Origin of the sequence: Photorhabdus sp. RM322S (assembly GCF_042879395.1) — a bacterium.
GTDB lineage: Bacteria > Pseudomonadota > Gammaproteobacteria > Enterobacterales > Enterobacteriaceae > Photorhabdus > Photorhabdus khanii.
Window position 1 is genome coordinate 1 of the sequence record NZ_JBHFKW010000009.1, and the last position, 15,083, is coordinate 15,083.

General features: G+C 44.1%; 2 protein-coding genes. Both read right to left on the reverse strand.

Going from position 1 to position 15,083, the window contains the following annotated elements; all coding sequences use genetic code 11:
- Window positions 1-8,034, reverse strand: an 8,034-nt coding sequence (locus tag ACGF63_RS07485) for an amino acid adenylation domain-containing protein (RefSeq protein WP_387629847.1), incomplete at its 3' end; no start/stop codon positions are given.
- Between the two features lie 112 nt (window positions 8,035-8,146).
- On the reverse strand, window positions 8,147-14,701 hold the full coding sequence (locus ACGF63_RS07490) for an amino acid adenylation domain-containing protein (protein WP_387629849.1): 6,555 nt from the start codon (window positions 14,699-14,701) through the stop codon (window positions 8,147-8,149).
- Window positions 14,702-15,083 lie beyond the last annotated feature (382 nt).

The following is a 15,083-nucleotide window of genomic DNA, read 5'->3' on the forward strand; positions in this document are numbered from 1 at the left end:
ATAGCTCAGTGTCTCAGCCCCACACACAAGTGCTGTCGCATTCGGTGTCCTTTGCACTTGCTGTTCAAATAACTGATGAATACATAACTGTTCCGGATAGGTGTGCTCCGTTGCATTCCACGTTTCCAGCTGCAACCTGCGCTCCTCTGATGTCAGAAGATCCACTTCATCTACCCGTTGATCGTGCTCTGCTACCATCGCTTTCAGCATTGTCTGCAAATACCCGGTATGCCGCTCTATTGTTGTGCGATCAAACAATGCTGTTGCATATCCCATACCGCCAACAATCCGACCATCCTCCTCGGATAAAGCCAATTCAATATCGAATTTGGCAGTATCATGCACTTGCTCCATCGGAGAAATAGCGATACCAGGAAGATGCAATTCCGCACTCTCATTGTTCTGTAAGACAAACATAACTTGAAACAACGGGGTATGCGCCAGACTTCTTACGGGTTGCACCACCTCTACAATTTGTTCAAACGGCAGCATTTGATTATCCTGCGCCGCCAGCACAGTACACCGCACCCGATTCAGTAACTCAGAGAAACTTGGGGAACCTGTTAAATCTATATGTAATGGCAACATATTGACAAAGAAACCTATCAATGACTCAGTTTCCAGCCGGGACCGGTTCGCACTCGGCGTGCCAATAATCAAAGCCTCTTGTCCTGACAAACGAGAGAGAACTGCGCCCCATGCCGCCAATAGTGTCATAAATAATGTGCATCCATGCTCTACACTCAGGTGTTTTAACGCTTGAGTCAGTTCCCTGTCCAAATTGATCGGAACCATATTCCCGGTAAATGACTGCTCAACAGTACGTTCCCTGTCCGTTGGTAAATCCAATAATGCAGGAACCTCTGACAGCTCACTGCGCCAGTAGTCTGACAGTTGTTTTCCACGTTCAACCGAGAGCCATTCACGCTGCCAAACCGCATAGTCCGGATACTGAATATTCAATAATGGCAGTGGATCAGGTTCCCTCTGTAAGAAAGCCGTGTAAAGTACGCTAAATTCCCGCAGCAATATCCCATACGACCAACCATCCGACACAATGTGATGCTGAGTCAGTAAAAGGACACTTTCTTTCTGATGCTCAAGGATTAACCGGCCCCGAATAAGCGGGCCATGGCATAGATCAAACGGTGCATGGGCTTCTTCATCAATGAAATGTGTTATTTTAGTTGCAGTATCTTTTACCCCCCGCAAATCATGCAGGTGCAGAAGAAAACCCCTATCCGGCGACAGAATCTGAACCTGCGGCTCCCCCCCAACACTGACGAATACAGTACGCAAACTTTCATGCCGGGCAAACAAAGTATCTAAAGCCCACTGTACAGCCTCAACATCAATATTTCCCTGTAAACGCAAAGCCAGAGGAATATGGTAAGCTCCGCTGCCTCCTTCAAGTTGAGCCAGAAACCATAACCGCTGTTGGGCAAATGAGAGTGGTAATACGCCGCTTCGCTTAACCGGCTTAATCGGTGGTAATATCCCTTCTGTCGGTTGCTGTTGTTTTCTAAAGAGTTCAGCAAACATAGCCAAAGAAGGCGCTGAAAATAATGAGGCTAATGGTAATTCCATGCCCAGCGCATTGGCACGATTCAACATTCTGACTGCAAGTAATGAATGGCCTCCCAGCACAAAGAAGTTATCATGCCGGCTTATCTGTTCTACCCCCAGTAACTCACGCCAGATAGCGGCCAATGTGCACTCGATTTCCCCCTGTGGCGCCTCATAAACCTTATGAGTCAGGGCAGTCTGCTCAGGAGCCGGCAGCGCCCGGCGATCCAACTTGCCGTTCCGGGTCAACGGGAAAGCATCCAACCTGACAAACGCTGACGGTATCATATATTCGGGTAATCGGGCTGACAGATACAGACGCAAGTGTTGAGCAAGCTCTTCCTCAGCCTCCACGACCACATAGGCCACCAGGTGTTTATCCTCTCCTTCACCGAGGAGGATAACCAGTGACTCCCGAACCGAAGGATATCCCATCAAACAGGCTTCTATCTCTCCCGGCTCTATACGAAACCCACGAATTTTCACTTGCTGATCATTGCGCCCAACATAAACCAGGTTACCATCAGGCAGATAACGGGCAAGGTCGCCTGTCCGATACATGCGAGCACCCGGGATCGCTGAGAATGGGTCATCCAGGAAACGTTCTGCGGTCAGATCCGGCCTGTTCAGATAACCACGGGCGACACCCGTTCCACCGAGATATAACTCACCCACCGCACCCAGCGGCACGGGCTGCCCCTGTATATCAAGCAGGTAGACCCGCATATTGTCTATCGGCCTGCCAATTGGCGGTGTATGACGCCAATGTGTCAAAGTCCCAGCCAATCGATAATCTGTCGCAACATGTGTTTCTGAAGGTCCATATTGGTTGTATAAATAACATTGGTGCTGCAAAACAAATGATTTGATTTCCGGCGAAATGATTAGCTGTTCGCCAGAAGCAATCAATTCTTTTAGGCTTGGGATTGAGATCTGCGCATCAATAAATGTGCTGAGAAAACCAGCCGGTAAATAAACACGTTCAACAGCATGTTTATTTAAATAATCAAACAGCGTTTTGATATTTAGTTTTATCTCAGAGGGGATCATGACTAACGTCAAACCAAAAGAAAGTGCAGTCAGGACTTCCTGTAAAGAGACATCAAATCCCTGAGCCGCAAATTGCGATGAGGATTTCACTTTCTGATAGCGTCGGTGCTGCCACTGCACCAGATTACTCAAGACCTGATGGTGTACCATGACACCTTTCGGCTGCCCAGTTGATCCTGACGTGTAAATCACATAGGCCAGATTTTGTGATGTTAACGCAGCCAAAACCGGATTACTCTCCGCCATGTCTGCAATAGCCGGACTGTTGATCGCCAGACCTGCCACGACACCATCAATAGCTTCCCCCAAAACCTCTTTGCCCAGTGCATCGTATAGCACCAAAACCGGTTCTACATCATGAAGAATATAATGTAAGCGTTCTTGCGGATAAGTCGGATCGAGAGGGATATAGCCTGCTCCGGCTTTTAATATCGCCAATAGACCAATCACCATTGTTACATTGCGATCAACGCAAATCGCGATCCGCTCTTCTGGCTTCACACCCTGTGCAATTAAATAATGGGCCAGTCGATTAGCCTGTTGATTTAATTCAGCGTAAGTCAACCGCTCATCGTTATAGACAACCGCGATCGCCTGTGGTGTTTTAACAGCCTGTTGCTCAAATAAGTGATGTACGCAGCCATCGTAATCATTATCAAAACAGGTCACATTTTGTGTTTCCAACAGAAACTGGCGTTCTGCATGAGGTAAAATATCCAGCGTATTTACTGCTCGTGCAGGTTCCCTGTTTAACCATAAGGCAAGCTGAGTCAATGCCTGCTGCATATAGCGACAAATTCTCTGTGCACTGAGAGAATTCACTGTTTGTGCCGTTAGCGCCAGCGTATCGCCATCATCATCAATGGAAAGAATAATGGGGTAATTAGTTTTATCCTCACCATCGATAATATCAATTCCCTGTAAAGATTGAGCATCCAACTCGCTGTCACTTCGATTATTGCGATAATTCAACAACGCCGTGAATAGTGGTGTTGATGCACTGACACCACTGCAACGCTGGGCTTCTAATAACGGCGTATGTTCATAGGAAAGTAACTCAGATAACCGTTCATGAGTTCGGTAAACCGCATCAATGACGGTCATATCATCAATATCCAAACGCAGGGGAAGCGTGTTAATAAACAGCCCCATTCCCTGTCCATTCCCATCTTCACCAAACAGACGACCAAATAAAACGGTCCCCGTGACTACGGCCTCCCGTGCACTGCATTTAGCTAATACGACTCCCCAAGCTAAATGACATAAACAGGCCAGACTGACACCTAATTGACGCGCTTGATTGCGTAACTGCTGGTTCACCTCTTCAGATAGGGCAATACGATCTTCATTAACTTTTCCCATATCGCCTTTTTCATCATAGATATTGAATGGCGCTGTCGGCTCATCAATATCACCGAGCATACGCTGAAAATAGGGCTGATAAGCTTTTTCTGCATTAGCCTGATTGACATAAGCAATAAAATGGCGAAAAGGGATAACCGGAGGCAGTGCTTCGGTCTTTCCTGACAAGATAAGGCTAATTTCCTTATGCATTACCGCCAGCGTCGTATGGTCACCAATTAAATGGTGCAAAATTTCCAATGCAAACCAACGTTGGCTTTTGGGATCTCGAGCAATAAAAAAACGTAACAGCGGCGGTTGGGATAAATCCATTCGATGCCGGTTCAAATCATAATGTTCAGCTAATTGGTCAATGTAAGGTTCAGTACCATCAGGATCAAGCGTCACTTCTGTCACCGACAAAATCGCCGTCCTTTGTACTACCTGCAATGACCCGCACGTTAAATTTTCCCAAAAAAAGCCGGTACGTAAAATATCATGCCGATCGACAACCTGCTGAATTGCTTGTAAATATGCGGTCAGGCGCTGACGATCACTGAATTCCATTTTAAAGATGACCTGATAAGGATCACCCTGTTTAGCTAAGAGATGATGAAATAGAATTCCATCCTGCAATGGAGAGAGTGAATAGATATCCTGAATATTGTTAATTCCGTTATCCACCAGAGAAACAACCGTGTCGATATCAGCTTGAGTCACCTGAACTAACGGCAACAATTCCGGTGTGATATGCGTGGTCTCTGGCCCGATCTGATTCGGAGGGATGGATATCTGCTGCGCTTTCCTGAGTAATGCAGCTTGCTGGAACAAGACCGGCGTTAAAAAGAGATCGCCTGCATTGATAGTATAGTGCCGCTGCTTCAACATGCTCATGAGTTGCACAACCAACAGGGAATGCCCGCCCAGCGTGAAAAAGTTATCGTGCCGGCCAATATTCTGTATTTTTAGCAACTGGCTCCAAATCGTTGCCAGCATGCGCTCGGTATCATTGATCGGTTCTTCATACGTTTGATGTTCATAGTCCGTATCTGCTGGCGCGGGTAATGCATGGCGATCCAACTTGCCATTCGACGTCAGAGGCAAATTCTCCAGCACCACAAACGCCGACGGCAGCATATAATCAGGTAACGTCGCTGACAGGTAATTGCGCATCAGTCCCGCTATCGGCCCCCTTTCTTCAGGAGATTTAAGCGTAATATAGGCAATTAAACGAGGGATATTATCATTTTCAAGCGTAACAACTGCCGCTTCACGAATAGCCGGATGGGTAACCAGCCGATGTTCAATCTCCCCCAATTCAATCCGAAAACCCCGTACTTTTACCTGATAATCGTTACGCCCAATGTATTCAATACCCCCATCCTGACAGTAACGCGCCAAATCACCACTTTTAAACATCCTGGCACCTGGCTGCGGATTAAAAGGATCAGGCATAAAACCTGCCGCTGTCATCTCAGGCTGGTTCAAATATCCCCGGCTAACACCACTACCACCAATATACAGTTCTCCTATCACCCCGAAAGGCACTGGACGTTCCTGTTTATCCAGTAAATAAATACGCGTATCAGCAAGCGGCCTGCCAATACAGTCAATATGTCTATCCTGTGATTTGGGAAAGTGTAATGTTGCTGTAATTGTTGTTTCCGTCGGCCCATAGCAGTTGACCAGTTTTATCCGGCTGGCACGGCTACTCAGCCAGGCTTTGATCGCACTGGCTGAAACTTTCTCTCCGCCGATACAGACACACTGCAAACTTGAGTGTTCTTGAGGAAATCCTGTTTCAATCAGCTTTCTCCAAAATTGAAATGGCAGTGAAACATGGGTAATAGCGTATTTTTCACACTCCTGCCAGAATTGTGTCAAATCACGTCTATTCTGATTATCAATCAGGTGAAGTGTGCCACCAGCAATCAACGGACCAAAGAACTCTGATACAGACACATCAAATGAGAAATTACAGAATTGCAGCACGCTGCTGGAGTGATTAATGGCTAATGCTTTTCCTAGTGTCAGCAATTTTTGCGCCGCAGAGACATGCTCAACCATCACCCCTTTAGGTTGCCCGGTCGATCCAGAAGTGTAGATAACATAGGCCAGATGGCGTGGGGTCAATAAGCTGATATCCGGGTTTTTCGTTGGCGTTTGTATTGCGGGAAAATGACACAGATCCAGCATGGGCAACTCTCGCCCACAAGTTAATGTCAGCGCTTTTGCGCCTGCATCGTCATGTAACACCCATCGCGGGGCCGCATCCTGGATAATACAATCCAGCCGTTCCTGGGGAGATTCCGGCTCCAAAGGGACATAAGCCCCTCCCGCTTTCAAAACCGCCAACAAACCTGCCACCATTTCCGGACTTCTGTCAGCGCAAATCGCTACCCGATCATCCGGCCTTATACCCTGAGAAATCAGAATATAAGCCAGCTTATTAGCTCTATCATTTAATTCCGCATAGGTTAACGTTGTGTCATTAAATACTAAAGCGGTTGCATCCGGTTCAATAGCAACACGCTGTTCAAATAAAGAATGAATAGTCTGTTCATGCGAATGGCTCACCACATGATTCCATTCGTTTAACAATAGATTGCGTTCTTTATCGGAAAGAAGATTGATATTTTCGATATATTGCTGACTATCCTGCGTAATCGCCTTAAGTACCGCATAATAATAATCAAGATGTCTGGCAATTATCCCCTTATCAAAAAGATCAACAGCATAATTGACGCCGCCGCTGATGCTACCAGCCTGATGAAATAAAAACAGTTCCATATCAAACTTGATGCTTTCAGCGCGATCTTCACACGCGACGACATCAATATCACTAAAAGTAATTTTGCCTTCGTCAAACTCCTGCCAGGAAAACAGTACTTGAAATAATGGTGAAAAAGACAAGCTCCGTTCAGGATTAATCAATTCTACGATACGATCGAAAGGAACATCCTGATTATCCTGCGCACTAATAATGCGAGCCTTCACTTGCTGCAAAAGCGTGCCTATCGTCATTTCCTGACTGAAATCAATACGGACTGGCAAAGAATTGACAAAAAAGCCGATCATTTTCTCAACTTCACTCATTCCCCGATTAGCGGAAGGCGTGCCAATAACAATACTATCCAAACCAGAAAGACGATGAAGAACAACCGACCAGGCAGCCATCATGATCATAAATAATGTCATTCCCTGCCGCTGACCAAGCTGCAATAATTCTTCGCTCAAGTGCTTATCGAGAGTAAAAGAAAGTGTTTCCCCCTGCTGTGAAGGCTTCTCCGGCCGGTCTGAGTGAGTAGGTAAAGTCAATAATGGAGGAATATCAGCAAGTTGAGACTGCCAATATTCCAGTTGGCTTGATAATCGTTCATCAGTCAAATAACGGTTTTGCCAAATTGCATAATCTGTATACTGTAATTCTACCGGAGCCAGTGAAATTTCTTTATGGTGAATAAGATCATCATAAAGAATACTAAGTTCGTTGAAGAAGATACCGATAGACCAGCCGTCTGTAATAATATGGTGCTGGTTTAATATAAATAGAAAATTCTCATCAGACTCTTTAATAAGATGAGTCCTGATTAAAGGCCCTTGTGTAAAATCAAATGACTCTGATATCGTCCTCTCAATAATTCCCTCTACTAACATCTGTCTGTTTTCTTCATGGCTTAGATCTGTAAACGCCAGAGGAAAACAGATATTCTCATTTAACAGGTTAACAAACGGAACACCTTTTTCTACCTTAAAGTAAGATCGTAGCGAATCATGCCTTTTAATAAGTTCGTCAAGTGATCGCCTAAAAACATCAACGTTCAGATTACCACCAAATTTATAGATTGAAGGTACATGGTAAGCGACTGAATGCTTATCCATTTCATAAAGTAACCACAACCTTTTTTGAACAAAACTCAAGGGAATATTAGTGACCACATTTGTTTTATTTATTATATTTATTTCATTACGTTCAATATTGAAATCGGTTTTATCATCGTAAAGTTCAATGCGATCTTGCTGTACTTTTTTCAATAGCGCACCAAGTTTAAATTTCTTCACTCCGTCATTCTGCATAATATTAAACACCTTACTTATAGAACATAATTGACATAGTAATAAATATCCATTTACCCAATGGATAATTTATTTTTCAAATTAAAGAGTGCGATGAATTAATAATTAAAACTTATTCACCACCATGAACAATTGACAACCGATATAGATATTCAGACATGCTTTTCAGCGTGGAATATTTAAATAAATTACTCATTGGAATTTTATATCCAATTTCACTTTGTAAAATAGATATCAGTTTTACCATACTTAAGGAATGACCACCCAGTACAAAGAAATCATCATTACGTCCAATTCTTTCTATATTAAGCAGTGCACTCCATATTTCAGCCAATATTTCTTCTAATTCGTTTTGCGGTGCCGCGTAAACTTGTTGTTCATAATCAGTATCAATGGGTATCGGCAACGCTTGACGGTCTAATTTACCATTCGGTGTCAATGGTAAATGCGCCAGGACGACAAACGCCGATGGAACCATATAATCCGGTAATGATGCAGACAAATATTGACGCAATATTTCGGCAAGTTGTGGTATTTCTTCTCCTTGCTTAAGCGTAAGATAAGCGACAAGTCGAGGAATATCATCAATATCACGACGGGCAATAACAGCAGTTTCATAAACAACGGGATGTGAAGTTAACAGTTGTTCGATTTCACCTAACTCGATCCTAAAGCCACGTATTTTTACCTGGTGATCATTACGCCCAATATACTCTATACCACCATCCGGATAATAACGGGCTAAATCACCACTCTTATACATGCGGGCCCCCGGTTGAGAGCTGAAAGGATCTGCCATAAAATGTTCAGCCGTCATTTGTGGCTGGTTTAGATATCCCCGGCTGACGCCGTTTCCACCAATATAGATTTCCCCGATCGCCCCCAATGGCACTGGTCGCTGATATTTGTCTAACAGATAGATACGGGTATCATCAAGGGGCCTGCCAATACTGTCGATATATTTATCGTGTCGCTCAGGGCAATATAATGTTGCTGTAATCGTCGTTTCAGTCGGCCCATAACAGTTAACCAATTTAATACTGCCGGCACGACTCTCCATCCACCTGTTGATGGCATCAGCCGGAATTTTTTCACCACCAATACAAATAGATAATAAGCTTGAGTTATGATCAGGGAACCCGATCTCAGTAAGACTATTCCAATACTGAAACGGCAACGACATATGAGTAATTCCCTGTTGCTTACACAACGCCCAAAATTGTGTCACATTCTGACGCGACTCGTTATCAATCAGGTGAAGCGTCGCACCACTGATTAACGGACAAAACAGCTCAGAAACGGATACATCAAACGAAAAATGACAAAACTGTAGGATATGACTGGCCCGGTTGATACCCAACGTGTGACTCAACGTCAGCAACTTTGGCACTATAGACGAATGTTCAACCATGACGCCTTTAGGCCGTCCGGTCGAGCCCGAAGTGTAAATAACATAAGCCAGATGATGCGGCAAAAATGAAGCAATCTGAGGGTTATGTTCTAATTCGGTGGTTTCTGCATGATCATCAAGCGACTGCATTGGCAATCCATGTTCCAGCCACTGTAACGCGCTTTTACCGACTTTATCGTGCAGTATCAGTACTGGAGCCGCATCCTTAACGATAAAATTGAGTCGATCCTGTGGATAATCAGGATCAAGGGGAACATACGCTCCACCTGCTTTCAAAATAGCTAATAAACCCATCACCATTTGCGGATTTCTGTCAGCGCAAATCGCTATCCGGCTATCAGCCTTGACGCCTCGGGCAACGAGTTGATGTGCCAGCCTGTTTGCCCGGCGATTCAGTTCTTCATAAGTGATGACCCGATCTTTAAAAGCAAGAGCGACAGCATCCGGCACCGCAGCGGCTTGCTGTTCAAACAGGAAATGAATACCACATTTGCGATAATCATTGGTCACCGGCGGATTCCACGTCTCCAGCAATAACGTCTGTTCCGCAGGCGGTAACACATCGATCAGACAAACCGGCTTATCCGGCTGCTCCTTCAACGCCCACGCTAACTGTGCTAAAGATTGCTGTAAATAACCACATAAACGAGAAGCCGAAAGCGGCGCTATCACTTGAGCAGTCAATGCCAAACTCTGACCATCATCATCAACGGAAAGCCCGACAGGATAATTACACTTCTCCTCTCCACCTTCCAGCATTTCAATATTCTTCCATCCTTCAGACGCGGTATCTTCGGTGTTGATTGCCCGGTTATGGCGATAATTGAGCAAGGCCGTAAACAGTGGTGCCGGCGCTGCTACACTACTGCATCGCTGGGCAGCGGCCAGAGGAGTATGTTCATAGTTAAGTAATTCCGACAAACGCTGGTGGGTTTGTTCTAACGCTTTCACCACACTGCTATTGTCAATGTCCAACCGCAGCGGCAACGTATTGATAAACAGCCCCATTCCTTGTTCAGCGCCACTCTCACCGTTTAAACGCCCAAACATTACCGTCCCGGTCACCACGTTGGTTCGCCCACTGCTTTTCGCCAATACCACTCCCCAACCTAAATGAATCAGGCTTGCCAAGCTAACGCCATAACGACGTGCCAACCCACGCAGCTCAGTATTACATTCTTCGGAAAGCGCAAGATGATACTCATCAATCTGACTATTCGCCTGCACGACGTTATAAAGACCAAACGGTGCTGTAGGTTCATCTATATCCGCCAACATACGCCGAAAATAAGATTCATAGGTTTTATGCTGGTTAGCCCTACGCGCATAAGCAATGAGATTACGGTAAGGCACCGCAGGGAGAAGTTGTTCTGCACGGCCTGATAAAATGTACCCTATCTCATGATGCATAACGTCCAAAGTGGTATGGTCGCCGATGAGATGGTGCATAACTTCCAGCGCCAGCCAGCGTTCACTGCCCGGTTCCTGTGCCACGAATAAACGCAGTAATGGTGCATCGGAAAGCGTCAGACGATGATCTGACAGCGTATGATGCGCAGCTAACTGTTCGATAAACGGTTTAGATTTATCGGTTGAGAGTGTTATTTCATTGACCGGCAATAACGCCTTCTTTAACACAATCTGTACTGGGCCACCGGATAACCCTTCACTAAAGAAAGCCGTTCGCAAAATATCGTGACGATTGATGACTTGTTGCAGCGCATCAATATAAGCATCCAAACCCGCCCGATCGTTAAATGCCAGACGGAATATCACTTGATATGAATCACCCTGATTTTCCAACAAGTGATGAAACATAATTCCATCCTGCAACGGCGAAAGTCCATAAATATCCTGAACGTTCTGGAGCCCTCCCGTTATCTGGTTGATAAGCCTATCAATGTCAGACTGATTTATTTCAGCCAGTGGCAGCATTTCTGGTGTAATGCATTCGATATCCCCGGTAATTTGGTTCGCCGGGATCACGGGTAAATTATCATTCTTCTTAATGAGCGCTGCCTGTTCAAACAATCTTGGCGTAGAAAATAGAGCACCAGCCGACACCGTATAAGCGTGTTTTCTGAGTAAGCCCATAAGTTGTATGACCAGCAAAGAGTGACCACCCAAAGCAAAAAAGTTATCATGCCGACCAATTTTATCCGTTCCAAGCAGCTCCCCCCAAATTTCGGCCAGTAACATTTCCATATCATTCTCAGGTGCTTCATAACGCTGATGTTGGTAAGCCAAAGCATCCGGTGCCGGCAATGCTCGACGATCAAGCTTACCGTTTGGTGTCAATGGAAAGTGAGCTAATGCCACAAAAGCAACAGGAACCATGTACTCCGGCAAACCAGACAGCAGATACTGGCGTAAAACTACCGCTGCATCATCGGCATTCAATTCAGCTGTCAGCACCAGATAAGCAACTAAACGTTTGTCTCCTCCTGCACCTTCACAAGCAATCACAACCGATTCCTGCACCGCAGGATGCGATTCAAGATGGGCTTCAATTTCACCCAGCTCAATACGAAAACCACGGATTTTTACCTGGTGATCATTACGACCAATATATTCGATATTACCGTCATAATTACCGTCATAGTGATAACGAGCCAGATCGCCAGTTCGGTACATTCTGGCGTTGGGTTGGTTACTAAAAGGGTCAGCAACAAAACGTTGTTCTGTCAAATCAGGGCGATTTAAATAACCGCGGGCCACCCCCACCCCACCAATATACAGCTCACCCACGCCACCTAACGGTACAGGTTGTTGACGGTCGTCCAACAAATAAATACGCGTATTCGCAATCGGTTTTCCGATCGGAACGGTTTGGCCGTTAAAATTTTCAGGACAATGCCAGTAGGTCACATCGATTGCAGCCTCTGTTGGGCCATATAAGTTATATAACCTGGTCCAGGGCAACAAAGCCTGACATTGTTTAACCGTACTGGGATGTAATACTTCGCCACTACAGAACAGATGTTTTAACGTTACACAACCAGAAAGGTTAGGCTGTTTTAAGAAGGCATTGAATACAGAAGGAACAAAATGCAGCGTCGTTACCCCATTTTGACGGATAATATCGGCTAGCTGCGAAAGATTTTTTTGCTGATGTTCAGTTGCCAGCACCATACTCGCCCCAACCATAAACCCCCAGAAAAACTCCCACACCGAAACGTCAAAACTAAACGTTGTCTTTTGTAATACGACATCATTTTGTGTCAATAAATAGGTTTGCTGCATCCAATGCAGTCGGTTTATGACGCCACGATGTTCGTTCTGAACACCTTTGGGGTTACCGGTAGAACCCGAGGTATAAATAACATAGGCAAGATGACGCGAATTCATCCCAAGAACGTGCGGGTTGACCTCTAAACAATCACCAAATGACGCTTTGTTCAAATCTACACACTGATATCCGACTAAAACATCTTCCAGTGCCTGCTTTCCTATTTCATCGTGCAGGATCAGCACTGGTTCAGTATCTTTAAGGATATAACCTAATCGCTCCTTCGGATACGCCGGATCAAGGGGAACGTAAGCGCCGCCAGCTTTTAAAATCGCCAATAAGCCAATGACCATATTAGGCGTTCTGCTTACACAAATTACGACCCGGCTATCAGGTACAACACCAAGATCGATAAGACGATGTGCCAATCGGTTCGCTTTACGATTCAGTTCGTCATAACAGATTATCTGCTGGTTAAACACCAGTGCCGGCGCATTCGGAGTCTTGATCACCTGCCGCTCAAATGTTTCATGAATCAAACACTCAGTTGGAAAGTCACTACGGGTTGAGTTCCAATGATTCAAAAGCAGCTCACGCTCTGCAATAGGCAAGATATCGATATCTTTAATACATTGCGATACGTTATTCGCTATGGATTCAAGCGCCATTAAGTAATAGCCTAAATGTCGCTCTATGGTCTCTTTATCAAATAAGTCTGTAGCGTAATTAATTGCACCAACAAGCGTGTTGTCCTTTTTCTGCAACGCAAATTCCAAATCAAATTTGGACTTAACGTTATCAGGCTGTATCGGTTCCAAAACAACATCAGCAAAAGAAACAGGCTCTCCATTATGTGACTCCCAGGAAAACATAACCTGAAAAACAGGCGTATAGGCAGAACTACGCTGTGGATTAACCGCTTCAACAATACGTTCAAACGGCACATCCTGATTATCCTGAGCCGTAATGATTTTATCTTTCACCTGTAAGAATAAATCTGTAATTTGAGTATCATTGTTAACATCAATCCGTATAGGTAACGTGTTGACAAAAAAACCTATCATCTTCTCAACTTCAGCCATTCCCCGGTTAGCCGAAGGGATCCCAATCACAATACTGTTTTGCCCTGAAAGCCGGCTGAGGACGATCCCCCAAACAGACATCAACATCATAAAAAGCGTAACGCCTTGCTGTTGGCTAATTTGTTCAAGTTTTTTTGTCGTATTACTGTCAATTGTAATCGAAACAATCTCTCCTTCTGACGATTTCTGTTTTGCTCTTGGTCTATCCGTTGGCAACGCTAATAATGGTGGTAGATCAACAAGCTGTGCTTTCCAATAGTCTAATTGTGTAGATAACTTCTCTTCTGTAATACTCTCCCGCTGCCAAACAGCATAGTCTGAATACTGCAATGGCAAAGGTTCCAGTGAAATTAACTGCTTATTAATAAGCTTATTATAAACATGTTCCATTTCTTTGAGAAAAATGGCGATAGACCAACCATCAGTAATAATATGGTGTTGATCTAAAATGAATATATATTTATTTTCATCGATATGGAGCAATTCAGGACGAATTAAAGGGCCGAGACTCAGATCAAAGTCCAAATTAATTATCTTATCGATAATTCTTAAAATATCCTCATCTCGCAGGGTTGAATTGCGCAAGTCGCTAACAACCAGCGGCACATGGGTATCCACAGGCAAAAGACGCACATTAGGTACCCCATCGTTTAAAACAAACGTAGAACGCAGAGAATCATGCCGCTTGAAGATAAAATTTATTGCTTCCTCAAATAGATCAATATCTAACGCCCCCGTTATTTTATATATAATGGGTATATGATAAGCGCCTCCCCCTTCTTCAAGCTGACTAATCATCCATAATCTATTTTGCGAAAATGATAATGGGAATATCTCTGCTTCAAATTTCTTATGAATAACTTGTTGCCCCTCTTTATTTTTCACCAAAGAATAAAACAACTCCCTTTCACTCCCATCAAGAGCACTTAAATATTCATCTGACATGTTTTTACCTTTAAATATAAATAAAATTAAAAAGTGATTGTAAACTATAATTCAAATTCAATATTTGTGATTAAGTCTAGTTGAAAAATAGCTGATAATATTTCTGTCTGATATAATGTAACCTCTGAATAACTGTTACAAATAATAGATTACTTAAAGGAATTTAATCCTAATTGGGCGATCTGTTCGATCGTGATCAGAAAAGACTCCGGCAGAGAAAAATGATTGCCAAAGTTTTTGCAGTTTTCAGAATAAACTTTTCCTGCCTTTATAATTTCCTTATTCTGTAAAAAATCCGATTTACGTCCTTATTAAAACTATTTCTTTTGTTTACTACTCGTTATACTTTTCTTTTCTAAAATCGTCTGGTAAACAGTTGAAA

Bases quoted from the DNA above. Each gene is read 5' to 3' on its own strand.
- ACGF63_RS07490 (WP_387629849.1), bottom strand. From the start codon at position 14,701: ATGTCAGATGAATATTTAAGTGCTCTTGATGGGAGTGAAAGGGAGTTG.